A 25,526-nucleotide genomic window follows, 5' to 3' on the forward strand; every position below is an offset into this window, starting at 1 on the left:
TTATCTCCCCTTTTTTGTATAATACATAATGTCTTCAAGCGTAGGTTTTTCGACGACAACGGCATCTCCAAATATTGTGGCCACTCTATGTTTATGAGCTGTCAGTGCTTCAAAACCTCTGTTTGTTTTGCGAATGGCCAAGAACTCCTGCTCTGTTTCACGATCTAATAGCTCAAGCGTTCCCTTGACGATAGCGTAATCCTCTTCAATTTTATAAAACTCCTTCGTGAAGATATGCTCGCCATTATGAATAAAGGTAATATAATCTGCAATACGATCTAAATCTGTTGTAATATGTGTAGAGAAAAATATAGTTTTGTGTTCATCTTGCATTAACTCATGTAAAATATTTAGAAGCTCTCTACGAAATATAGGATCAAGACCTGATGTTGGCTCATCCATAATGATTAATTCAGCATGATGAGCTAAAGCCATGGCTAATGATGCCTTCATCTTCATCCCCTTTGAGAATGTCTTCATATTTTTGTTCAATGGCAGTTCAAACTGATTAATATAATGTTGAAATGTTTTTTCATCCCAGTTTTTATAAGCTGGTTTAATGATCCTTTTCATATCCTTTAGCGTAATATTTTCATAAAAAATATTGTCATCATAGACAAAACCGATGCGTTCTTTTATTTCCTTTTCGTTTCCCTTATAGGGCTTACCAAAAATAGAGATAGTCCCGCTATCCTGCTGCATTAAATTCATAATCATTTTAATCGTCGTCGATTTTCCTGCCCCATTTCCACCAATAAACCCTGTCACAAAACCCTTTTTAACTTTGATCGAAAGATCTTTTATTTCAAACCCATTAAAGGATTTTTGTATATGCTGTAATTCAATAACATTTTCCATCACTCATCCTCCGTATACAATAAAGTAAGCATTTCCTTTAACTCTATTAAGCTAATATTCATTTCCTTCGCATTTTGAATCGCCACCAACAACTTTTCCTCAATGGCCTTCATTTTTCTTTCCTTCATCATTTCTGTATTTTGTTCAGAGATGAACGAGCCTTTCCCAACAATAGAGTAAATAAAGCCGTTTTTTTCAAGTTCTTCATAAGCACGCTTTGTTGTGATGACACTAATTTCCAAATCTTTTGCTAGTTGACGCATGGAGGGTAATGGTTGACCCTCTTGTAATTCACCCGTTAAGATTCGTTTTTTGATTTGTGCATATATTTGTTCATAAATAGGCTCTTTTGAACTGTTAGAAATAATAATTTGCATGCAAATACCTCTTTTGAAATATTGTATATATACTTTATATACAATATATACACATTTACAGTTATTTGCAAGTAAAAATTTCCTTTTAGTTAACCTGAGAAGATAGTTACCTGCAAACACCAAAAAAGCATATAGCCTAATGAATGACTATATGCCCTAAAACTTAAAATATAAATGCTTTCATTTCTTCCTCGTCTTCTCATCTGCTAAAAAGATTTCATGAAGACTAATGGTCATGTTTATTCCCCCTTTAATATTAAGGGTTACTATAAACATGGGTGTTAAAATGTAACATTTCACTAAAATTTATGCAGTATTATGTTTAATTTTTCAAGAGTGTCTAACATTTCGGCTAGCTCGTCAGATGATAAATAGGCATGGTATTTTTCAGTAATCTGTTGGTTAAATGCTTCCACTTCTTGTTGATAAAGTAATCCCTTTTCACCTAATTCTATAGAAAATGCTCGCTTATCTTCAACATGCTGCTTTTTTGTAATGTAGCCATCCTTTTCAAGCTTTGCTAACTGCTGACTCACTGCACTTTTCGTAATTGCCATTTTTTCAGCTAGTTCCGAAGGTGAGCAGGATGGATGTCGAATCACTAATGTTAAAAGAACATATTGCTGATTATTTAAGGAGAATTTAGTATAGGCCCTTTCCATTTTCTCAAGGATGATCCAAATATCTTCTATCGTTTGATTAATTTGCTCCGCTACATTGTTAGTCTTCATTTTTTTGAGTATCACCTTTTTCACGCCATTTTTTAGGATTTAGATAGCTTTTAAATTTGTTCGCTACTTCTTTCCCAACAAGTAAAGCACCCAGCCAAAACATGATTTCAGCAACTATAATACTTCCTGGTATTATACCTGCTTTTACTTTTGTAGGTATCGGTGTGAATGGTGTAATGATTGGGATTAACCACAGTGAAAGGGAAAAAATAATAATGCCTATTCCAAGCTTATAAGCAAAGGATTTTTGTGTTTTTTCATTAGAGGTCATATGTCTTCTCCTGTACAATAATTTATTTAAGTTAACTAAACTATATGATAAATTTATTTTTATGTAAAGCCGTTTTATCTTTACAAGAAAATAAAAACCCCTATCTATTTGAATACTGATGAGCCAAATAGATGGGGTTAGACTATCATACTTTAAGTATTTATTATTTCCCAGATGTAAGCGGCACACGTAGCTCTGCATCTGGATCATTCGTAGTATATTTCCAAATATAAATATCGAGCTCTTTATCCTTGAAGTTCTTATACTCATCCACGTGCTTATTATTCCCATTACCAAGTATTTTAGCAATCAGAGGCATTCCATAGTTACGATCTTTATGATCTAGATAATAGGTTTGAGAGACACCACCAAATGTAGGATCAGTGCTAAAGGATTCAACGTAGAGGTTGCTATCTTTCTTATAGTAAGTCCACGTTATTGAATACTCTCCAATCGTAGATGTCTTACTTTGAGGTTTCTCTGATATGTCAGTTAACCGAATCGGTTGTTGATCACCGTCTTTTACATCAACACGATGTTTAGCTACCAATGTCACAGATTGATTCGACAACGAGGACACATCCACTCCCGTCAATTCAAAACGAAGCTCTGTTTTATACGGATCTTTTTCTATATCCCATCTCCCTCCATCCAAAAATACTCCTCCAATATCCAGCTGATAATCAATGTAAGGAATATATGCATATTTCTCCTTATGTGTCAGTATTAAACGTACTTGTGTTGGAGTAACTTTCATTTCATGAATTTTTATCCCCTCAGATGCATTTTCTAAAGGAATATTGACTACTTTTTTAAATGACCCCTTCTTCAATTCTTCTTTGGATAACTTCATCTCTATATTCCAACTATCCTTTGCAATATTTAATGTATGTTCATAAGTTAGTTGGAACTTTGTACCTTTCGCTCGTAAGTTGTGTGATGTGAAAATTTGCTGACTAAAGTATTCACCTGTTGCACCAGGAGTTCCAAATACAGGTGTTTCCTCTTCTTTAATAGGCTGATTTTTATCATCAATAGCCTTGATACGTACCCATTTGTTCTTCATTTCAGAATCTGTAAATTTAACCGCTGACTGAAGCATTACTTTCCCTTCTGATTGTTCAAAGGTTTGTAGAATTACATTGCCGATTCCATCCTTTTGAATAGCGAAATTCTGCGTATGAGAGTCATTAGGGTTGTAAGGAATAGGCAGTTCTTCATCACCTATGGAATGAATGTTCTTCATTAAAAATTTAATGTCCGATTTCTGATCATCTGCTACCCAGTCTGTCTCAAAATACCCTTGGAAAAGACCAAGATCTTCATTCCATCGATGTGAGTAATTCCCTTTAATAAAATCGCCATTAGAATCTTGAAGTCCAATTTGATCAAAGCTCACATTATTTCCATCCCAAGATGCTTCAGGTTTCAAACTATATAGCAGAAATGTTCTGTTATCATCGATAAACGCTGTATGTACAGTTAGCGTGAACCCTTCCTTCGTAACAGATTGTTCAATCGTCTGCCCTAAGCCTTGTTCTAATGCAGACTGAATACCAGCTCTATAAGAAAGAATATTGGACCAATCATAATTCAGTGCTGCATAGACGGGTGTAGCCATTAAAGCGACAGCTAGTCCCGCAACCAAAACAAATCTTTTTCTTTTACGAGGTCGAAGTTCGATGGGTTCATCTGCAATCTTTAACTTATCCTGCTGGATACTATTCCACATTTGATCAAAGTCAGGATACGACATGTTATGGTCTGCCTTCATTTCATTGTTAAGCTTCTTTTCAATGCGTTCCAAATTGTTTCTCTCCCTTCAACGATAGGTTTTGATTTTGTTCCAACTTTTTGCGCATTATTTTCAATGCCTTATGAAGTCTCGATTTCACTGTACCCACTGGAATCCCTAGAGCTTCAGCAATTTCAGCTAACGATAGCTCACCGATATAGCGAAGGGTGACGACAGCCATTAATTTTTCAGGTAATTGCTTAAATAGCCCCTCCCATTCTTCCTCCGCTACCTTTTCCAATACAATGGTGTCTACAGATTTAACTGATTCTGTAGTTTGCTCATGAAGCAATAGAATCTGACTTTGTTTTTTTAACTGTGCCTGTTTTCTTTTAAGCATATTTAAGCATTGATTCATTGCAATTCGTAAAATCCAAGCACGCGTATGCTCAACATCCCTCCAATCTTGACGAAAAACGGTGACAAATACGTCATGGCAGAGGTCCTCTGCATCTTGGGTGTTCCGTAGCATGTAATAGCAGGTACGGTAGACATCTTTGTTGTATGCATCGAATAATTCACGTTCTGTCAATCTAAGGCACTCCTTTCTGATTGTTCTACTTTATAAACAAATGACTACTAGAAAAGGTTCATCTTTTTGGAAAAAGCCGTTACTTCACTTTAAAGATCCAACACGATAACCCTGCTCTAATGAAAGAGCAGGGTTTATCTACTTGCATTGTTTCTTTTTTGAACAGTGAAACAGGCATTTATAAATTTCTTTTCACTAATCTTCCTACTTGTTTTGCTACTAATTCGATATCACCATCGACCTCTTCTAAAACATAAGACTCTAAAACACCTAAGACAGCTGTTCCTAAAAACTTTAAGATAATATGTTTATCAATCCCCTGATTTGAAGGAGCATTTACATCTAATTTCTTATCGATTTCTCCCATAATAAAGACTAATAATTTTTTTCTAAATGAGAGTGTACTTTCACTTCTAAATAACGATGCAAAAAAAAGCTTGTGCTGCTGAAAGTAGGTAAACCATATAACGGTTCCTTCTATAAAGCCCTTCTCTTTCTTCTGATCACATATTTCTCTCAGACATGCTAAATGATCCTCAACAATTTTGTCTAATAAATCATATTTATCTGTGTAATGAAGATAAAATGTTTTTCTTCCGATGTCCGCTTTTTCACTTATATTTTTTACAGTAATATCATCAAAACCTTCATTTATCAACATTGCTAAAAATGAGGATTGTATCGCCTGTTGAGATTTCGTTTTTCTTCTATCCATTTTTTCCACGTTAAAACCTCCACGTTTTAATACACAGTTTTCATTTTATGTGTCATAACACACAATTGCTTGAATATGGTCATTGTTGTAACTACCTGTCTTTATTATTATAAATATACACGAGTGTAATAAAACTCACAAGTGTATATAAAACGTATAAAGGTGGTCTTCATATGACAGTTACAAAGAATAATGTAAGATTCAATGCAAGGGGAATAAAGCTTGCTGGTATTTTATACTTACCGGGGAAAGCTAACGAAAAGGAATCAAACCCTGCCATCGTTTGTGTACATCCAGGTAGTAGCTGTAAAGATCAAACAGCAGGTCTCTATGCTGAGAAGCTAGCAGAGTTAGGCTATGTCACAATTGCATTTGATGCCTCCTATCAAGGAGAAAGTGAAGGAGAGCCTCGATATATAGAAGAACCAGCTGCACGTGTTGAAGATATTCGTTGTGCGGTAGATTACTTGACTACACTTGCGTATGTAGATAAAAACCGTATTGGTGTCTTAGGGGTTTGTGCTGGAGGAGGTTATGCAGTGAATGCAGCAATGACAGAACGCCGCATTAAAGCGGTTGGTACAGTCGTTGGTGCAAATATTGGTCGATTAAATCGTGAAAGTGATCCTATTAAAGCGTTAGAGGCAATCGGTCAACAGCGTACTGCTGAAGCTCGGGGCGCCGAGTCCATGATAACAAATTGGATTCCTAAAAACCAAGCAGCGCTAGAGCAAGCTGGGATTACTGATATTGATATTATAGAAGCAGTTGATTATTACACAACCCCAAGAGGTCAAAGTCCAAACTCTCCGAATAAGTTAAACTTTACAAGTATGGGATCTGTCATTGGTTTTGATGCTTTTCATTTAGTTGAGGAATTACTAACTCAGCCGTTACAAATTATTATTGGTAGTGTACAAGGGGCATTCGGGTCGTATAAAGATGGTCATGAGCTATATAAAAGAGCAGCTTCACAGAATAAAGATTTACTTGTCGTTGAAGGGGCAAGTCACTATGATTTATACGATCAACCAGAACCTGTTCAAATTGCTGTTGAAAAATTAGCCACATTCTATAATGAGTATCTTTAACTAAAGCTATTAGTTGAACCGAACTCTCTATAGTAAGTACTATCAAAAGTGCTCCTATTCAATGTTCGGTTCATCTATCATTAAAACGCAGGGATTACATTCTAAACAATCTCTTCCTTCAAACCCTCATAGGCAGACTTTGAATGCATAAATACATATAAAAGTAGAGAAATAAAAATAGCTAAGATACCAAATACAATACATACTAACTGTAGCGAAAGCCAGTCCGCTAATATGCCTAAAGCTAACGTAAAGACAATCTGTAGCATATTTACGCCCATTGTGGAAACACTGCCGAAGCGACCCATAATGGCTGATGGCACACTCAATTGATAAAATGTACTGTATCCCGCATTACAAAATGACATACATATCCCTAAGGCAATAAAACTAATAATCGCCATTGCTACATTCGGTGATAAATAAAATAAGGTGTAGCAAATCGTTGTCAAAAGCAGACCATAAATAATATATTGTCTAGTTGAAAACCTTTTAGCATACCGAGCAGCCATTGCTCCACCGATAATCGCCCCAATCCCTGCAATACTAACCATTACACCATATAGACTATCTGAGGCTTGTAAGTTCTGTTTAATAAATGTAGCTTCCTGTGAATCTAATGCAAAAGCAATCATTAAAGCACCTTGAAAATAGAGAAAAACTTTGGCAAAGGCTCGCTCCTTTTTAATATAGGCATAGACAATACCATAATCCTCTTTTAGCATCTGCCAGGTAAGCCGTTGTCGGTGCATGTCCTGACGACCGTCTACTACTGGAAGCTTGAAAATGGCCAATGCACATACAAAGAACGTTAAAGCATTAAACCAAATTGCTACGGATACATCTGATAAAGCAATGATAAACCCAGCCAGTGCAGGCCCAATTAAAAATGAACCTGAGCTAAACATTCCTAGAATGGCATTAAAGGATTGTTTATCTTTGTCTGGCACATATTTTGAAATATAATAGGTACTACTTGGTCCAAAAAAGCTACTCGCTATATTAGATAAAAATAATACGCCATAAATAAGCCAAATAGAAGACGTAAATGGTAACAATAAAATCAGTATCCCGCGAATGATGTCACTATAGATCATTAATTTTTGTTTATTGGATCGATCAATAATAGAGCCTGCAAAAAAGCTGGTTAAAATACGAGCGATTGGCCCTACAATAAATATACTAGCCATGGCAGTAGGTGACTCTGTCAAATGCCAAACTAATAAATTGAGCGCAACAAGATTTACCCAATTTCCTAAATATGAAAAACCAAAGCCAAACAGAATGAGACGATATTTCCTAATAATGCGCATAGGTCTCCCTTCTAGCTCTCAAAAATAGATTTTTGGTCATTTTTTACATAAAAGTACTCTTTTAGACAATCATATCTATTGAGGGATTTTGGTGCAACTAAAAATAGCAACCCTTAGCTAGATCCATAGCTTTGGGTTGCCTTTTTAGTTTTTCTTTATTGATAAAATGGTTTTACATTGTATCCGCTTTTCTCCAAGTGATAGCGAATATTTTTATCGACTAGGAAGTGACCAGAACCAACTACAACAAAGTACTTACCTTCTTTTTCTTCAAGTACATTCATGATTTTCTTTGCCATTTGTTCATCACGTAAACCAAATAGCATTTTATTGAATTCTGATGATGTACCTTCCATTGCTTGGAAGCTTTTTGCGAACTCCTCAACATTCCCTTTATTCCAGCTTGTAAACCACTCTTTAAGAATTTTTGATTGATTTTCATCAGAAGGACTGATGATACTATCCAACACTGCGACTAATGACTGCTCCTGTGCTTCTGGTGATAATGCATCAAACATATCAACTTGTGCTTTTACTCCTTCTAATTCAATGACTGGCTTTTGTTGCAACTGTGCATTCAATAAGAAGTATACATCAATACCATGCATCGTCATCTCTTGTGGCGTCAATCCAAAGGAATCGTCCATTGCCAGCATTGATAACGCACTAGATAGCATCCAAGGCTTTTGCATTGTCAGCTGATCCATCGGAAGATCGTAAAGCTTTGCAACTTGCTCAAGCTTTGCATATGTTTCTGGTGCCACAGCATCTTTCAATGTTTTACCTTCTGTATACAGTGCCTTTTCTGAATAATATTCAAGTGCTTTTGTATCCAAAATATTTGCCTCAACTAATAGCGCATCCGATTCATTGAACGCTGTTACTAATTTTTTATCGAAAGGATATAAGTCTGGTGTGCCTAGATGGATGGATCCTAATAAGTACACAGTCGTATCCTCATCCTCTACAACCCAGGCCACCCCCTTCGATCCTTGTTCTGCAAGGGCATATGTACTTTTAATGAAACGAACAGCTAGTATAACAGCCTGCTGTGTTGTTGCTTTTTTTTCTAAATGCAGTCCGTTTGGAGAACCTTGTAATATATTTTGTTCTTTCATAAATTGAATGGCATCTTTGCCAACAGGTAAATCATAGCGTGCTACGATATTGTACATGTGCTTCACAATATCACCACGTGTATTATCGTTCTTTACACTCACTGGCTTGTATTGTTTATTTTCAGCTAAACCTAGAGTAGCAATTTTCTTTTCTGTCAAAGCTAGTAATTCATTTACTTTATCCACCGAAATTTCTTCAAGGAAACCATCGTAATACCATTCCATAGGGAAAATACCATATTTTTCTCCCTCATTTAATGTTTCAATAGCCCACGGACTAATCGATGGAACTTGAGGCTGTAATTGCTCTTCAGCATGAATCACAGGTACAACCGTTGTCAGCATTAACGAAGCACCAAGCAATACTGCACTTGTTCGTTTCATCATCTTTTTCATCATACTCTTTTCTCTCCTATCTCCTATTTTATGTATCAACACCGCTTGAAATTATACCATATAAATAACAACTATATTATACTTAAATGTGAAAAAATTAACAAAATTGTATTACCATTAAAGTTTTGTCGAAATAGTTATCTATAAGCTACGTAATGCGACGTAGTTAATGCCGTTCACGCAAATAAATAAGACGATGACAGCTATTTATGTCATCGTCTTACTTGTGTATAGTTTATTGAATAAATTTAGGATCTAATATACCTAAACCACTACCTTCAAGTTCAAATTTCACTTTTGAAGCTCCATCTAAATTAACATGAACCTTTACCTTGTCTTTGATTGCTCCACTATCATAAATCAATTTACCATCTGCGTAAATTTTCAAGAAACCTACTCCGAAAGAGTTAGCTGCTAACTTTTTAATTGGTGCCAAATTGGTTTCGAATCCTTTGTAATTTCCATTGGCTAAGTATTCCGCTGTATGGTCTTGAACAGCACCGCCCCCATGGTAACCACCAAGTTGATAAGAACGCTCAAACTTTTCACCCGTATGAATTACGATAGAACTTGGATTATGGAACAATGGGTCCTCATCACGCCCAATAGGTTTTACATCTTTCAAAGAGGTGAACTGGGGAACCTCACCAATATAAACGGATTTTGTTTTTCCGTCCCATGTTACCTTTTCACCTAAAGATTCCGCAACAAAGCGCATTGGAACATATATTGTACCTTGATAATTAAATCCAGATTGACCTTTTTGCGGCACTTTTTCAACCTTATTGACATAGTAATTGATTGGATCCTGATACACGCTGATCTTTTTCAAGTCGCTTGCCGCTTCCGTAGTTGAGAAGTACGTAAACGTCAAACCTCCTAATATAAAAAATCCTAAATAACTTGTTATTATCAATAACTTCTTCACAAAATCACTCCTTAAAATTAATATAGATATATGTAATTATACCAGAAATTTCATATAAATTTTATACCAGGATATTTTTAAACAAACTTTTTTCTAGTAGAATTATTTTCTCTGTACTAGTTTATTTGTACGCTATTTGAATATTAATGGAAAAAACTCGAACCATAGCTAATGGATCGAGTTTTACAGCAATTTTATTTCTTCTGCTTATCAAATAATGTTCTTTTTGAAAATAGATGGTAGCACATCTAACAACCGTTCACGTGTGATAGGGTCACAATGATTCCATGTAAAATCTACGAAATGAGTCTTACCAGGAGTTAACTTGGCTAAAGTGACGATCTGTGGACATTGAGTAATCGTTTGTAGTTCTTGAGGAGAAGCCAAGATAAAATTACGTTCTCCAGCATAGTGATTTATTTGATGCTGCTGGATTTCTATCCATGCTTGCCCTTGCTCAATTAGGTGCATTACTTTGGGAGTTGGACGGAAGCCAAGTGATTCATACAAGCTAGCAACCAATCCGGTCTGACACATAACGTAAAATTTTACACCAAGCTTGAGATAAACCGTAGCCGTCTCTCCAGCAACATAAGCATCCACTAATTGCCTACGTACCATTCTTACTTTGTCCTCATATGTAGTAATCCACTTCTCCGCCGCTTTACTCCGCTCAACTAGTTTAGCGATATATCGTAACCGCTCAAACAATCTAAACTTCTTGTCCAGTACAACAGTTGGAGCAAGCGCATCCAGTTCCTGCAAGTCTTGCGGATAATAGCTAAGCAATATGAACTCTGGTTGCAGCTGTGCTATTTTATCTGGATCTGCCCAATCCCCGATACTATGAATATTTCGCAATTTATTGTGATAAACCACGTTATCTCTCATGATGGAGATGGCTGCTCCTATAGGGGGTATGCCTAGAACGAGTAATTCCCCAAGTGTAAATTTTCCATCAGTCACAATACGTGTTGCACTTGTAGGAACAAGAACCCTTCTACCCAGTGAATCAATAACTGTTCTTTCTGGCGTATGAAGATGAATGTTTGCATATTCACGTGGGGTGTTTCCAGTTAATTTATGAAAGCACCGACTGAAATAGTATTCATCTTTAAAACCAATTTGTCGAGCTATTTTGCTCAATGGATCGGTCGTATTACGTAGAAGTTCTTTTGCCTGATTTATACGTAAATGAGCCACATAATCAGTCGGCTTTTTGCCAGTCAACGTTTTAAACTTTTGACTATATTGCCATCTCACCATTCCAGCCATGTTAGCCAGTTGTTCTACTGTCAAGTCCTCATCATAGTGCTGTTCTATGTACTGTACAGTTTTTTGAACCAATTGTATCTTTTCTTCATTCAACAACTCGTTAGCTTGCTCATCTAACTGGACCATCATAGCTAGTATCTGCTGAAGTCTACCTTGCATCATCGCCATTCCTGATGTGGATAGAGAGGAACAAAACTGATTATTTATCCATGCTTCATTTCCTAATACTTGCTTGACTTGAGAAAATAACAGATTATAGGGATAACCACAAAGTAGGGGTGGATGGGCAACCTGATTCAACGTCATCCCTTCCACTTTAAAAGTTTCAAAGGTAAAGTGTGCCAGCTGTGCCTCTTTGTTACTTGATTCTACAGTGTAGCTTTGTGTAGGTAAAATTAGAACGCAGCTTCCTTGTCGTAGATCAATAGCCATTTTGTCTACATACAGCCGTATGCCATGACTCAGTGCTATTAATAATGCGCATACATTTATTTCATTATCCTTTATTCCCTCATTGTAGCTACTAGCTAGCATTATTTGATCAACTTGAAATCGTTCATAATGTTGTAGCCTAATATATAGGGGTGCTAGATTCATAAGCAACTCTCCAACCATTGAAAATGATTCTCATTATCGTTATTATAACATATAATGACCCTCTATCAACTATTGTTCGAGTATGTACTATTTTAAAATACAAACAGTTTAAAAAATTGATTAGGTAAATACAATTTTTACTGTTTGTGCATCCATTCTGGTAACTTTTTATACAATTGCTCCAAAGCTAATAAATTATCTGTATTCCATTCATTAGGAACAACATAAACATTTCCCTTTTTGACTGCAGGTAAAGTTCCCCATATTGGGCTTTGTAGTAGTCGATCCGCCTCTGCTTCACTTTCACCATCCTCTTGTACAATGACAAACAAATGATCACCAGCAAACTCTGGAAGCACCTCTTCGGAAACCTCAAGGAAAGATACCCCTTCTACATCAATAATATTCTTCTGTACAGCTGGTGGGACGGCAAAACCGTTTTCTCCATATATAATGGCGCCAAAGTTACGATCGCCCATAACATAAAGTATTTTACCTAACTGGTAGAATACCGTTGCGGTCTCCTCTTTTGCTAATTGAAGCTTATCAAACATTTCTTTAGATTGCGTTTCAAACTTAGCAATCATTTTACCCACTTCTTCCTGTTTACCCGAGATATTGCCCATCTCCTTTACACGTTCTGTATAAGGAAGAGCTGGGTTAAAGGGAATAGTCGTTGCGATTTTTGACAATTCCTCGTTAAGATTTGGATCGGACTTGTAATAACCATTAATAATCAGATCAGGTTTTAAAGTCAGAATCGTCTCTAAGTTAGCAGGATTTCCAATATCAACGATGCCTTCAAGTTTATCTCCATAGTAACTTGCAGGATCTTGAGGAAGATTATTACCAACAAGGGGAATATCCATCGCCAAGAAATCACCCGTCGTCTGACCAATATAAACTACTCGTTTTGGATCTGCAGGTATTTCAACTTGTTCGCCTGTAATCGTTGTATATTGAACCGTTGTCTCACTTTCCTCTGCTTGCACATCAGATTGAGCTGTTTTCTCATTTTCCTTACCCTGCGCATCAGACGCACTGCCATTAGAATTACTGCATGCCGATAGCATCAACAGCAACAGAAGGAAACTCCCTCCCCATAGTATAAATTGCTTTCGTAGAAGCTTTTTCACATTTATTACCCCTTTCCTTTTCATCTTCAATTGAAAATGATTATCATTTACAGCACTATTATAGTTTGTATGAAAAGGGTAAACAATGGAAAAAACGCAATGATTTATTTGGATAAATGTCAATAGCTTCCCCAAAAAAACGCACGTTCTCTTATTTCACTTATTAAGTAGCAGAAAGAAGTTTTACATTTATTTAATTATCTCTACACAGCCATGTTTAATGACAATAACCCAGAAGAGTTTCAATAAAGTTGGATACTAATACGCAAACAGCAATAAGATTATTCAATTCAAATTTGATAAAAAATCTTGGGTTTTCTATTTAATTTCCTCAGCCAGCTCCAAAATAATTCCTTCTGGTCCGCGAACGTAGCATAATTTATAAGCATTTTCATAGTTAGATATCTCACCAATTAGTTCTGCGCCTTTCTTTGTCAATTTGGTAACAAGGGCTTCAATATCTTCAACAGCAAAGGCAATATGCTGGATACCCAGCGTATTTGCTAAAGGATGCCGTATCCCTATTTCATTTGTTGGCGCGTTAAATTTTACTAGTTCAATATTTGTATCACCATCTGGCGTTCGCAACATTACTATTTCTAAATTTGCGTCACTATCCGATAGTCGCCATATTGCCGTTTCCTCTTTAACGTCTTGAAGCCCTATTATCCGCTCCATCCTCTTTACCCACTCACCCTCCACTTTTCCTTCCCCTAGCATCTCAAGGCCAAATTCAAGGAAAAATGCTTTTGCTGCTGGAAGATCATTGACGATTATCCCCACATGATCGATCTTACGGATTTTCATATTTCATACCACCTTTCTCCTAATTTTAATAATTTCTTTTTGATTGTTGAATAGCTTTTCCCCTATACTCAACAAACTATCCACCATTGGCAAATATCTATAACTAACATGAACTAATAATCCTAAGTCTTAATCTTTTTGATCGTATATTTATGATAGTCCTTTTTACGAACAAAAACGTTTTTCTGAAACAACTCCATAGACCTTAAACATCTAATTTTTGATTAAGGGTGGTTTTAGACTCTTTTCATTTCCTCCAATAACAATCTACAAAAGAAGCCCATTACTTTTGTAGATTTAATACAGATAAACATTTTTTTACTTGGTCATCTCTTCAACCCTGTGAACAATAGATTTTAAACTTATTATGTTAATTTAAAGAGGGAAAATCCCTAATACTACACAGACGATCATCATGACAATGGTAGAACCGAAAGCCCACTTTAAGAAGATACGTTGTAATGTGCCGAAATCCTCTCCAACCATACCTACTAATAAATAAGTAGATGGAACAAGTGGACTTAGAAGATGGACTGGCATCCCTAATAGAGAAGCTCTACCAATTAAGGCGGGGTCGATGCCATATACCGCTCCTGCCTTGGCAAGTAATGGCAGCACTCCATAGTAAAAGGCATCGTTGGACATAAAAAATGTAAAAGGTGCGCTAAGGATGGCTGTAACTACTGCAAAATGAGAACCCATTGCATCTGGAATATAATGAATTACTGAGTTTGCCATCGCATCTACCATTGCTGTTCCTGAAAGAATCCCTGTAAAAATCCCAGCTGCAAAAACCATTGAAACAACTGATAATGCATTGTCAGCATAATTCGCAATACGTTCCTTTTGGTCTTTCAATTTTGGATAGTTTACAGTAATCGCAATCGCAAAACCAAGCATAAATAATGTAACAGGTGGTAATAGCTCCATAATTAACGCTATTAAAAGAATGATTGTTAGTGCATAGTTAAAGATAATTAGTTTTGGACGTTTCAAAGAGTCATCCTCGACTGTAGCAGCAGGCTGAACTGCAGTTTCATAATCATATTCTATAACACCAATTCGCTTCCTCTCCTGTCTTCCGAACATAAATGCCATGAGCAGAACAAAGATAGCGCCGCCAATCATCGCGGGAATCACGGGTGTAAAAACTTCAGACATTTCAAGATTCAATGCTGTCATAACCCTTGCAGTTGGCCCTCCCCAAGGTAGGAGGTTCATAACACCTGAGGCTGAAACGGCAATACCGGCTAATACAATTGGTCGCATGCCAATTCTTTTATAAAGCGGTAAAAATGCTGAAATAGTAATCATGTAGGTTGTTGTACCATCACCATCTAAAGAAATCAGAAGGGCTAATACGGCTGTTCCGATGGCAATTTTTACAGGATCACCTTTTACTAACCTAAGAATTGTTTGAATGATTGGATCAAATACTCCAGCATCAATCAAAATACCAAAGAAAAGAATGGCAAATAAAATCATAATCCCGGTTGGAGCCACACTTTTAATCCCATCCAACATCATAGGACCCATTTCACTTCCGAATCCACCAATAACTGCAAACGTAATGGGAACTACCATTAATGCAATCATTGCTGTAAGACGACCAGTCATAATCAAAATCATAAATACTATTATCATTAAAAAACCTAAAATTGCTAGCATTCTAATCCCCCCAATGACCCTTTTAAGTTATTTATCAATTCTATAAATAACTAATTTTCCGAATATTAAACCTTATAGTAAAACAACATCGAGCAAATGTAATCGTTTTCAAATTAATGTTTATTAATTTCTTTATATCTATTACGTACATTTTGTTCACTAAAAGTAATACCTTCCATTTCAATAGCTTCTTAAGATGCCTATTGTACACATTAAAAATACCTCCCTTATCAAAGGGAGGCCATACATTTTGATGTTCTGTAAGGATTTTTTATTTCCTATGTTTGAACTTGTCTTTTTTATGCCGTCTGCTGTGATATTCCGTAGTATACTTTTATCACAACAAACTAAAGGAGTACATAAATGCTTGATTCTAATCCTAATTGGCTGGCACTTTGCACAGAAATAAAAGATTTAGCCAAATCCTTATTTCAAAAGTCTACGATACATCTTGAAAGTGCGGCTCTCTTATTGATTACGGATGGCCAAACCACCCTGTCCATTAATGGGCACAAAGAGCATATTTTTTTTGGGCATTTGATTGCCCTCGAAAGTGATGCGGTTATCCAACTTACAAATACAAACCGTCTTGATTTTTCAGGCTATTTAATTAGCTTTGCACTGTATGATACAGCAATGAAATTAACCCGTAAATGGTCTATCAATACAATGAATGGTTACTATATTCAGCGAGTGCCTGAAACGATCATAGCTGATATTCGGATGTCGCTCGCTAAAAACATAGACCTTCTCCCTATCACCATTAAACAATTTATTTTATACAGCTTGTTGAAAGAGCTACAGCAAGAGCAATCAACAGATGAATACACACTTGAGGAAAGAATGGAACAGACAGTTATTTATATGCAAAAAAAATATAACCAAACAATGACAAGAGATGAACTAGCAGCCATCGCTGGATATAGCCCATGGTATTATTCGAGAAAGTTCATTGAGTTATATGATAAAACACCGATAGCTTATTTAATTAGTTATCGTATTTACCGTGCGCAAGAAATGCTATTAACAACAGATGATTTATCACAAAATGTCGCAAAAAAAGTTGGTTTTGATGATGTGCAGCACTTTAGTCGACAGTTTAAACGCATTGTAGGTCGTCCACCTAAGAAATTCAAAAAGACCGTTGGAGAATATCGTGTTTGCTTTCTATCACCTGCACACGCAGAAATTGCAATCGCATTAGGGGTTATACCAAATTGTGTTACTGTGACGAGCTCCCTCACTCCAAACTATCAAAAGAATCTTTTTCATGAAGTTGGTACAACCATCTTAGAAATGCCTCAATATGTGATTCAACAAGACATCATTGTACAACAGCAACCCGATTTAATTATCGGTGTCGACTTAACGGAAGAGACAAAACAACACTTCCAAACGATCGCACCTGTAATTACCGGGCTACCTTATGATTTAAATTCATTAATTCGTTACTTTGGTGAATTGTTTAATAAAGAGAATGAAGCTACACAAATTATTCACGAACTTACGACACATGTAGATGTTCTAAAAAATAAAATACAACACCATCTTGTAAAGAATGCTACTGTACTTTACTTACGTGTGGAGGAGTTGGGTTATCGCTATGTCGGTGAATCTTCTAGTGACTCCGCTACCCTTTTATATCAGGAACTTGGCTTAAAAATGCCTGAATCATTGCGCACAAATAAAAATAGTTTCAACATATGTTCTTTACAACAATTAGTGGTAGCCAATCCTACTTATTTGTTTATTGAAAAACGCATAATGGATTATTATACAGCCGACCTTAGCTTAGCTACTTTACAAAAAAGTGAGCAGTGGAAAAATTTAGATGCTGTGAAAAATAAACGTGTGTTTTATGTGGATACGGGTTTATGGATAAACAATTGCAGTGTGTTTGGCAAAAGAAAAATTATGCAACAGATTGAGCAGTCGATTTTGGATGGTGTTTGCCCTAAAACACAATAATCCAATTTTTAAGGCACTTTACGCTATAGTAGGCACTCTCATTCCCTGTTATTATTTGATAGTGATAATCATTATCAAATAAAAAGGAGCTATAATCAATGAAAAAAACGATGCAATATATACTTTTTATGTTAGTAGCTTTAACATTAGTTGCTTGCTCAAGTACTAATAAAGAGAGCGGAAATGAGACAAAGGGTCAAGAAGAACAAAGTGAGCCTACAACGCGTATTGTAAAAGATGCCTATGGTGATGTCACGATCCCTACTGAACCTAAAAATATGTTAGTTCTTAGTTCTAACTATGCTGAAAACTTAATTGAAATCGGTGTAACGCCTCAAATGGTGACAGTTGTTGAAGAAATTGAACCTGAGTATCGCTTCAAATTATTCAATGACAACAATGTTAAAATTATTCCAACTGTGCAATATGAAGATAATTTAGAAGTTATTCTTGAAGCTGCACCAGATGTCATTATTGCTCAGGGTGCAGCGATTGATGCTAAAAAATACGAAGCTTTAAGTAAAATTGCTCCTACTGTTGCTGTTGAGGCAGGCGTTGCAATAGATGAATATGTTCCTGTGCTTGGTGAACTGTTCAAGAAAGAGAAAGAAGCTACACTTGCTCTCGAGAAGTATAGGGAAAAAATAGAAGAAACCAAAGAAAAACTACATGATGCTATAGGTGACGAAAAAATTCTTGTATTACGGGTAGAACAAAATCAATACCGTGTACTAGGCACTGAAAAAGGTAGCCCTGGTAGTGATATGCTATACACACAACTTGGGTTAAATATTCCAACTATGTTGAAAGATAATAATGAGTGGTTCACGCCCATTTCCTTAGAGGTTTTACCTGACATTGATGCAGACCATATTTTTGTCGAACAACGTCAAATGCAAAATTATAGTAGTGAACAATCTATGAAAGATTTAGAGAATAGCCCGATGTGGCAAGCAATGGATGCTGTGAAAATCGGCAATGTTTATCCATTAAAAACAGCAGATTACGTTGTAGGTGAAGGTTTAATTGGCTCTCCACTATTCCTTGATTATTTAGTTGAAAAGTTGGTGCCTTAAATGGAACAAGAGATTTATGATGTAATTATAATCGGTGGTGGGCCGGCTGGCATGTATGCTGCCTTTTACAGTGGCATGCGTGAAATGAAAACGAAAATTATCGAAGTAAAACAGGAATTAGGTGGTTTTATGCGCACCTATCCTGAGAAATTGGTATGGGATGTCGGTGGTATTGAACCTATTCGCTGTGAAGAAATTATTCATTCCTTAATCAAGCAAGCTATGACATTTAATCCAACAATCGTATTTGGTCAAGAAGTTGTTGGCATGGAAAAACGCGACGATGGCATTTTCGTCTTAACAGCTAAAACAGGCGAGAAACATTATACGAAAACGATTATTTTAGCTACAGGACGTGGTATTACACGCATTCAAAAATTAACGATTGAAGGCGCTGACCGTTATGAACTAAACAACCTTCACTATACGGTAACGAACATCAATAGGTTTAAAGATAAACGTGTACTCATTTCTGGTGGCGGCGACTCAGCTGTAGATTGGGCTATTGAAATGGCTCCTATTGCCAAAGAAGTATACGTTGTTCATAGACGAGATGACTTTAGTGCCTTTGAATCATCTGTAACACGTATGAAGTCTATCGCAACAACCTATGTTCCGTATACAGTTTCTCGTTTACATGGCAATGGCAATAAAATTGAACATGTCACATTACAGCATGTTGATTCTAATGATATGACAAAAATTGAAGTAGATGAAGTGCTTGTCAATCACGGATTTGACCGACACTTTGGCGGCGCCATTTTAGATTGGGGCTTGGCCTCTGAAGAATGGGGCATTTCCGTTACTCCCAAAATGGGTACAAGCATGCCAGGCATCTTTGGCGCAGGCGATATTGTAACGAATGAAGGGAAAATAAGACTGATTGCAGGCGCATTTAACGATGCTGTCCTCGCTGTCAATAGCGCCAAATTATACATTGACCCAACAGAATCAAAAATGGCGGGCGTTTCTTCTCATAATGACCGCTTCGCTGAAAAAAATGAAGCGTTACAACAAAAGAATAAAGCTGTAACTACACATAAGTAATCAGCTAATACCTTCCCCATTAGATAAACAAATCATCTGTTTATCTAATGGGGTTTTTTATTGAAGCAAGAAAGGTCTTCGTGGAGCTTAAGAAAAACGCAACTGCTTGAAGTTTTACTTTATTGTTTTTGTACTAATTCAATAATTTGTTCTGCCATGTGCTCTGCTTGATGGATAACAGAGATTGGATCTGCTGAGAAGAAGTACTTCCCATCGAATGTAATCACTTTATTATTTTTCACAACCTCTAAATTATCCCATGTAGAAGTCGTTTCGTATTTTTGACCATAATCTAAAACACCTACATAATCACCTTCATAGTCACCTACCGTTTCCCATGAAATACGTTGCTTCTGCCAATCTCCCTTGCTATCTTCAATTAGCTTTTGTATAGATGTTGGTGCTGTAAGTTTTAACAAATCATACATCGCTTCACCACCTGAGTTACCACTAGGAATCACAACAATCTCTTTGTCTGTTAACGTAAAGAGTGAGAATGTTATGCCTTCTGGGATTACGGCTTTGATTTTTTCTTCAGCTACCTTTGCACGCGCCGTATAATCTGCCATAAACTTCTTCGCCTCTTCTTGGTGATTTAACATTTCGCCAATTGCTAAAATTTCTGCTTCCACACTATCGTAGCTATCCGTACTGAACACAATAGTAGGTGCAATTTTTTCATATTGTTTTATATTTTCCTCTGCAAACGTAATAATTAAATCTGGTTTTAGACTAGTAGCTGTTTCTAAAGATACAGTATCTTCATTCCCAAGATCTACAATGTCCTGCCCCTGATAGTAATCCTTTAAAAATTCACCATAATCAATGACCTTTGTCGTTGAAGCAACTGGTACAATGCCTACAGCTAATACGTGACCTAAATCCCAATCCACAATAACACGTTGTGGGTCTATGGGAACTTCTACTTCACGTCCTACCGAATCTGTTACAATACGTGTTGTTTCAGTCGTTGTAGATTCCTTGTCATCCTTTGTACCTTCTGTTTTACTACTACAAGCCGCTATTATTAGCAGTAGACTCATTACCAACATTACTAGAACGGCTTTTTATGTATTTATTCATAATCCTTCTCCTTTAAATACTAATTGTTCCCTATTATAATGAAAATGATAATCATTTTCAATTATTGTAGCTGTAAAAAAGTTTGCTCCAATAATATTCACCTATTAGACTTGATAAACAAGAATGATTAATCCAAACATGTTATATATGAATTTCTTTTCTTAACATCCTTTATCCAGTTTTTAATTTGGTTAATCATGTAATAATACCCACCCTAATAATAAGAAGAATTTGCTTCTAGCTTTTCATATACAGCGTAATATAAAAAATAATTCCGATACCATTGAATTATGTAGATTACTGTCGAAATATACCTATATATAGTTGTGGGAGGAAGCAAATGATGAAGAGAATTTTACAGTTACGAAGCATTTCAAGAAAGTTAATGCTACTAATCACAATTATTATACTTGTAACAGTTGTGATTATCGGCTCAACAAGTTATGTTGTTGCCAAAAATCAGCTCTTAGAATCCGGTCAAAGAGAACTACAAAGCATCGTCAAGGGGGCTTATACTTCATTAGAACTGATTAATGAAGAAGTGGAAATTGGCAAAATAACACTAGAGGAAGGTAAAGAACAAGCGAGAATTATTCTAAATGGGCCAGTAAATGAAAATGGAGAGTACGATTATCAAAAGTCCCATTTTACTTACAAAGAAAATGGTTATATATTAGCTTTTGACGAGGATTTAGTGTTACAACTCCATCCCTCTAAAATAGGTGGAGCTCCTGTCGATGATCTCAACAGAAGTAATCGAGAAAAGATCGTTGCAGGCGGCAAGTCCGAAAATGAATCAGATCGCTATGTCGTTTATTCTGATAAACAGCCAGATGGTTCTTTTAAAGATAAAACAGCCTATACAGAATATTTTGAGCCTTGGGGTTGGACTCTTGGAATTGCTGTTTTTCAAGATGAATTTTATGAAGGATTAAACATCTTACAATATATTATCTTTGGTGCAACAATTGTACTCATTATTTTAAGTTCAATTGTGTTTTATTTAGGTATTCGGAGGAAATTAAATACACTAAAAGAAGTAGCTGAAGCATCAACAAAAATTGCTGATGGTCATATAATTGTTACCAATCTACCTGAATCAAGTGATGAAATTGGGCAACTTGCGACTGCTTTTAATAAAATGTCACAGCAATTACGTACACTCGTCGAAAAGACTAAAAATACTAGTGAACATTTATTGGATTCAGCGACCAACTTATCAGCAATTTCAGAAGAAACATCTGCTAGTAGTGATGAAGTTGGTAGAGCAGTTAACGAAATTGCTACTGGTACACAAGAACAAGCCCATGATTTGGACAAGATAAACCGAACAGTAGAGCTATTATCAAGTTCGATAGAAACTACGGAAAAACAAAGTAAAGTGATGTACGACATTACAAAACATGCTGAAAAAATATCAGCCGAGGGAATTGCAATAGTTCATCAATTACAACAATCCAATACTGATTCATTGGCAGCATCAGAAGAAGTCAGTTATGAGATTAAAAATTTAAATAGTAAAATCAATCAAATCACACAGGTAATGGAAACAATTGAAACAATCGCTGAACAGACGAATTTACTCGCTTTAAACGCAAGCATTGAAGCAGCAAGAGCTGGTGAGTATGGTAGAGGTTTTTCAGTTGTTGCCGATGAAATAAGGAAACTAGCAGAACAATCGAAAAATGCTACTCACCAAGTACAAGGAGTGGTTTCATCCATTGTTTCAGAAACAACTAAAACAGTTGAAACTGTAGAAGGAACAATGGAGACTGCTAAAAAGTTAAATGATGATGTAGTGCTAACACAAAGTAAATTCAATCAAATGTCTGATTCTGTTAAGCAAATTGTGGAATCGATATTAGCAGTTAATAAAGAAATGGACGTTATGACCTCCTATAATAAGTTGATGAGTGAAGGAATCGAAAGTGCGTCCAGCGTATCAGAACAGACGGCCGCTTCCGTACAGGAAATTGCTGCTTCCATAGATGAGCACATTAAAGCAATTGCTGATGTTGCTAATGCTGCTGAAAAACTAACGGAATTAAATCGTGAATTAAATTCTTTAATGGAGCGATATACGTTATAAAAAGCTAACGATATTATGAATATGGTTTAAAATGACTACAAAAGATAACTGATTTCAAACTTTATAAGGTATTGAAGGTATTCCAGAGTTTTTGGAACTCTTGATGAAACATATAATAGATTATAATACCAAAGCATCGAATCAAATGATTCGATGCTTTTCATGTTGTTGAAAAAAGGTAATGTCAACGGCATAATAAGCAATTTTGCAAGGCGAGGGGTTGATTTCCGTTCCGCCAGCGTCCTTTCCAGGGGGCGTCCGATGAGCCGCTTCACTCACTGCGTTCGCTCCAGGGTCTCCTCTGTGACGCTAAATCCCCTAGGAGTGACGTTGGTTCCACTCCAATCAACCATTCTGCAAAAGTGTCTTTTCCTGAACAAAATAGCCCATTATTTATATTATAAGAGAGGATAGCCTCTTACTTTCAATTTGGAGAAGTGATGCGTGACAACACCCCTCCACAAAAGAGTAGTGAATACCTTCACTTTTTTATGGATTGGAGTGGAAGGCTACTTGACTCCCGTGGGAATAGCGAGACGGGCGAGCCTCTAAACGGAGTGGTAGCAGAGGAAGTGGCTCGGCGCTCGCCCACAGGAAAGCAAGTAGCCTGCAACGGAAATCCTTTTTCACCTTTCACATAAATTCTATGGATGGTTTTGTTTTTCAACACTATGCAAAGCCCAACCCTCTTGCTCGATTCCAAGTGCCTTCATCCATATTTAATGTATTTTTGAATACTTTTCTACTTGTATCATCAAAATAAGTTACCCAATGTTATTTTCGAAGGTTCTCAAAAAAAACAATTCTATTTCCAAATGGGTCTCCAATGCAAACTTCCTGAGAATTCCAAGGGGTTGTTTCGATGCCAGGACGCGTATATTTGTATTTCTTTGATATAAGGTTTGTATGGAGTAACTCTAGGTTTTCTACTTCAATTCTTATAGCACCCCCTGGACAGCAATCTCCATGATGCTCTGAAAGATGAATAATACAATTTCCATAAGAAATTTGCATGTATAAAGGTAGATCATCCTCAAATCGATGTTCCCAATCCAATGCAAACCCCAAAAATGTTAAATAAAATTCTTTCGCTTTCTCCTCATTAAAAATACGGAATATTGGTATGGTGCTTTTCATAAATATTTCAGATGTACTCATTACATACATCACCTTTCCTTAATTTTTTTCACTAAATGATACCATAAATATTCAATATTACTTGTGATTCTTCCTCCATTAAATGGCCCGATTGCGGTATAGTTAAGCAATATTTTCACCAAAACTTTAAGTAATGAACAAGCGTGTTGATTCCTACAAACTTTACAGCCATAATTGCAATTATAACTATAATACTTAATACTACCCCGGTATCTTTTTTACCAGAATTAGCCATGTTATCACTCTTCCTTAAATCATATTTCCTCGTCAAACGATAAATTTATTGGCTCGTCCAGCAGTTCACCATGCACCTCTAAATTAGTTGTTGGAATACTTTCATTCACTTCTTCAAAAGTAAATTGATCTGCCCATACAGTTCCTTGTCCAGACAGAATGATACCAAACGAAATAACAGCACTTTGGGTTGGAACATCTAAAATAATAGAATAATGGTTCCAGTTTGTTGTTCCTTTAATGGGACGATTACTCATATTATCAAATTGAAGAACATCTTCCATTGTGTCGTCTACTCGCATCCACATCCCAGCGTACGTATCTACCTCTTCCGTACGGATGAAACAAGAGAGTCTAATGCGCTTTCCAACAAACTGATTAGCCTTAAATGTTTGCATCATGGTAGCGAATTCAGTTGAATCTAACACTGTTTTGGATTTTAAATAACCTGATGCTTTCCCCTGATGAACAACTTCATGGTCAATTCCCATTTCGTAATTAAATGGATTTGATCCACTTAAAAACCAACCTTTCACCTTTGTATCCATATATGTTTCCTCCTTAATTTTAAGCACGTCTGACATCATTCTGCGATATTTGCCAGGTGGTAGCTTATAAATCTCTTTAAATGCTCTTGTAAATGATTCTTGTGATTCAAACTGATAATATAAAGCGATATCAAGAATGCGTTCACTTGTATAAAGTAAGGCGGAAGAAGCATTAGCCAATCTTCTTAACCGAATATATTCAGTTACTGTCATGCCAATCGTGGATTGGAATATTCGATGAAAGTGATACTTTGAAAAATTTGATTGTGCTGCTATATTTTCCAAAGTAAGTGGTTCATGTAGGTTTTCTTCCACATACAAAATGATTTTCTTAATTATAATTTCATGGTTATACAACGAAGGCACCTCCTTTAAATATAGGATATCAAGGTTCTTCATTCGTTTTTTGATATATCTTGCGAAGTAATCGCTGCATCCTAAAAATCATTAAAAAGAGGTTGATGTAATATCAGCCTCTTTTTATATCTGCAACAATATTGGCCCGATTGTGGAATAAGAAAAGATCCTACGTATCAACACAGGATCTTTAATCAATCTTTATTTTAAATAAGCGAACTTTGTTATAAACGATCAATCTTTTTTATAAAACTACACCAAGAACCTTTTCCATATTAATGTTCTAACCAATTAAATTCATTCCTATAAAATTACCTTTTTCCAAAGAATCAAAAATGACCTCTTCTGGATACCAAAT

General features: G+C 36.1%; 22 protein-coding genes and 1 pseudogene. 5 read left to right on the top strand and 18 right to left on the bottom strand.

The window, feature by feature from the left end; translation table 11 throughout:
• The 7 genes from NST76_RS20985 to NST76_RS21015 form a co-directional block, all read right to left on the bottom strand.
• Positions 1-858: an ABC transporter ATP-binding protein gene (locus NST76_RS20985; protein ID WP_058845232.1), complete on the bottom strand. Its 858-nt coding sequence runs from the start codon at positions 856-858 to the stop codon at positions 1-3.
• The gene (locus NST76_RS20990) at positions 858-1,235 is read right to left on the bottom strand and encodes a GntR family transcriptional regulator (protein ID WP_036128812.1); all 378 of its coding nucleotides are present in this window, start codon (positions 1,233-1,235) and stop codon (positions 858-860) included. The genes NST76_RS20985 and NST76_RS20990 overlap by 1 nt, the downstream gene beginning before the upstream one ends.
• A 299-nt stretch (positions 1,236-1,534) precedes the next feature.
• A complete protein-coding gene (locus tag NST76_RS20995) occupies positions 1,535-1,966 on the bottom strand; it encodes a MarR family transcriptional regulator (protein ID WP_036128813.1) in 432 nt (143 codons plus the stop codon).
• Positions 1,956-2,237: a transporter suffix domain-containing protein gene (locus NST76_RS21000; RefSeq protein ID WP_036128815.1), complete on the bottom strand. Its 282-nt coding sequence runs from the start codon at positions 2,235-2,237 to the stop codon at positions 1,956-1,958. The genes NST76_RS20995 and NST76_RS21000 overlap by 11 nt, the downstream gene beginning before the upstream one ends.
• A gap of 163 nt (positions 2,238-2,400) precedes the next feature.
• Complete coding sequence (locus NST76_RS21005) at positions 2,401-4,044, bottom strand: DUF4179 domain-containing protein (RefSeq protein WP_249646042.1); 1,644 nt, start codon at positions 4,042-4,044, stop codon at positions 2,401-2,403.
• A complete protein-coding gene (locus tag NST76_RS21010; RefSeq protein WP_036128819.1) occupies positions 4,031-4,564 on the bottom strand; it encodes an RNA polymerase sigma factor in 534 nt (177 codons plus the stop codon). Before NST76_RS21010 ends, NST76_RS21005 begins: the two co-directional genes overlap by 14 nt.
• 178 nt (positions 4,565-4,742) lie before the next feature.
• Entirely contained in the window at positions 4,743-5,288 is a 546-nt protein-coding gene (locus NST76_RS21015) for a TetR/AcrR family transcriptional regulator (protein WP_036128821.1), read from the bottom strand.
• 164 nt (positions 5,289-5,452) lie between these two features.
• On the opposite strand from NST76_RS21015, the gene NST76_RS21020 reads away from it, so the two are divergent.
• Positions 5,453-6,370 carry an alpha/beta hydrolase gene (locus tag NST76_RS21020; RefSeq protein ID WP_036128823.1) on the top strand — a complete coding sequence of 306 codons (918 nt, stop codon included), beginning with the start codon at positions 5,453-5,455 and terminating at the stop codon, positions 6,368-6,370.
• Positions 6,371-6,471: 101 nt separating this feature from the next.
• Here NST76_RS21020 and NST76_RS21025 read toward each other — a convergent pair whose 3' ends face one another.
• The 7 genes from NST76_RS21025 to NST76_RS21055 all read right to left on the bottom strand — a co-directional run bounded on the left by NST76_RS21025 (position 6,472) and on the right by NST76_RS21055 (position 15,608).
• Positions 6,472-7,683: an MFS transporter gene (locus tag NST76_RS21025; protein ID WP_036128825.1), complete on the bottom strand. Its 1,212-nt coding sequence runs from the start codon at positions 7,681-7,683 to the stop codon at positions 6,472-6,474.
• 155 nt (positions 7,684-7,838) lie between these two features.
• Positions 7,839-9,200 carry a TraB/GumN family protein gene (locus NST76_RS21030; protein WP_080717177.1) on the bottom strand — a complete coding sequence of 454 codons (1,362 nt, stop codon included), beginning with the start codon at positions 9,198-9,200 and terminating at the stop codon, positions 7,839-7,841.
• Positions 9,201-9,432: 232 nt separating this feature from the next.
• The gene (locus NST76_RS21035; protein ID WP_036128827.1) at positions 9,433-10,125 is read right to left on the bottom strand and encodes a stalk domain-containing protein; all 693 of its coding nucleotides are present in this window, start codon (positions 10,123-10,125) and stop codon (positions 9,433-9,435) included.
• A 210-nt stretch (positions 10,126-10,335) separates the two neighbouring features.
• On the bottom strand, positions 10,336-11,997 hold the full coding sequence (locus NST76_RS21040; protein WP_342544435.1) for an AraC family transcriptional regulator: 1,662 nt from the start codon (positions 11,995-11,997) through the stop codon (positions 10,336-10,338).
• 137 nt (positions 11,998-12,134) lie between these two features.
• Positions 12,135-13,133 carry an ABC transporter substrate-binding protein gene (locus NST76_RS21045; RefSeq protein WP_196243777.1) on the bottom strand — a complete coding sequence of 333 codons (999 nt, stop codon included), beginning with the start codon at positions 13,131-13,133 and terminating at the stop codon, positions 12,135-12,137.
• Positions 13,134-13,451: 318 nt separating this feature from the next.
• Positions 13,452-13,940, bottom strand: a complete 489-nt coding sequence (locus NST76_RS21050; protein WP_036128833.1) for a VOC family protein — start codon at positions 13,938-13,940, stop codon at positions 13,452-13,454.
• Positions 13,941-14,315: 375 nt separating this feature from the next.
• Positions 14,316-15,608: a CitMHS family transporter gene (locus NST76_RS21055; protein ID WP_036128834.1), complete on the bottom strand. Its 1,293-nt coding sequence runs from the start codon at positions 15,606-15,608 to the stop codon at positions 14,316-14,318.
• Between the two features lie 363 nt (positions 15,609-15,971).
• On the opposite strand from NST76_RS21055, the gene NST76_RS21060 reads away from it, so the two are divergent.
• The 3 genes from NST76_RS21060 (at position 15,972) to NST76_RS21070 (ending at position 19,699) form a co-directional block, all read left to right on the top strand.
• The gene (locus tag NST76_RS21060; RefSeq protein WP_051891780.1) at positions 15,972-17,576 is read left to right on the top strand and encodes a helix-turn-helix domain-containing protein; all 1,605 of its coding nucleotides are present in this window, start codon (positions 15,972-15,974) and stop codon (positions 17,574-17,576) included.
• Positions 17,577-17,674: 98 nt separating this feature from the next.
• The gene (locus NST76_RS21065; RefSeq protein ID WP_051891781.1) at positions 17,675-18,652 is read left to right on the top strand and encodes an ABC transporter substrate-binding protein; all 978 of its coding nucleotides are present in this window, start codon (positions 17,675-17,677) and stop codon (positions 18,650-18,652) included.
• On the top strand, positions 18,653-19,699 hold the full coding sequence (locus tag NST76_RS21070) for an NAD(P)/FAD-dependent oxidoreductase (protein WP_036128836.1): 1,047 nt from the start codon (positions 18,653-18,655) through the stop codon (positions 19,697-19,699).
• Positions 19,700-19,818: 119 nt separating this feature from the next.
• Here the strand turns inward: NST76_RS21070 and NST76_RS21075 are convergent, their stop codons facing one another.
• Positions 19,819-20,742 carry an ABC transporter substrate-binding protein gene (locus NST76_RS21075; RefSeq protein WP_342544437.1) on the bottom strand — a complete coding sequence of 308 codons (924 nt, stop codon included), beginning with the start codon at positions 20,740-20,742 and terminating at the stop codon, positions 19,819-19,821.
• A gap of 380 nt (positions 20,743-21,122) precedes the next feature.
• Between NST76_RS21075 and NST76_RS21080 the strand changes: the two genes are divergently transcribed.
• Positions 21,123-22,871 (top strand): methyl-accepting chemotaxis protein, encoded by a 1,749-nt coding sequence (locus NST76_RS21080; protein WP_036128840.1) that lies wholly within the window; start codon positions 21,123-21,125, stop codon positions 22,869-22,871.
• Positions 22,872-23,555: 684 nt separating this feature from the next.
• Here NST76_RS21080 and NST76_RS21085 read toward each other — a convergent pair.
• The 3 genes and pseudogenes from NST76_RS21085 to NST76_RS21095 form a co-directional block, all read right to left on the bottom strand.
• Positions 23,556-23,642: pseudogene (locus NST76_RS21085) on the bottom strand (aminoglycoside phosphotransferase); the annotation flags it as partial.
• Positions 23,643-23,645: 3 nt separating this feature from the next.
• A complete protein-coding gene (locus NST76_RS21090) occupies positions 23,646-24,038 on the bottom strand; it encodes a glyoxalase superfamily protein (protein WP_170829929.1) in 393 nt (130 codons plus the stop codon).
• Between the two features lie 245 nt (positions 24,039-24,283).
• Positions 24,284-25,168: a helix-turn-helix domain-containing protein gene (locus NST76_RS21095; protein WP_036128298.1), complete on the bottom strand. Its 885-nt coding sequence runs from the start codon at positions 25,166-25,168 to the stop codon at positions 24,284-24,286.
• Between the last annotated feature and the right edge of the window lie 358 nt (positions 25,169-25,526).

The organism is Lysinibacillus sp. FSL W7-1291 (genome assembly GCF_038593415.1).
In the GTDB taxonomy this organism is placed as follows: domain Bacteria; phylum Bacillota; class Bacilli; order Bacillales_A; family Planococcaceae; genus Lysinibacillus; species Lysinibacillus fusiformis_D.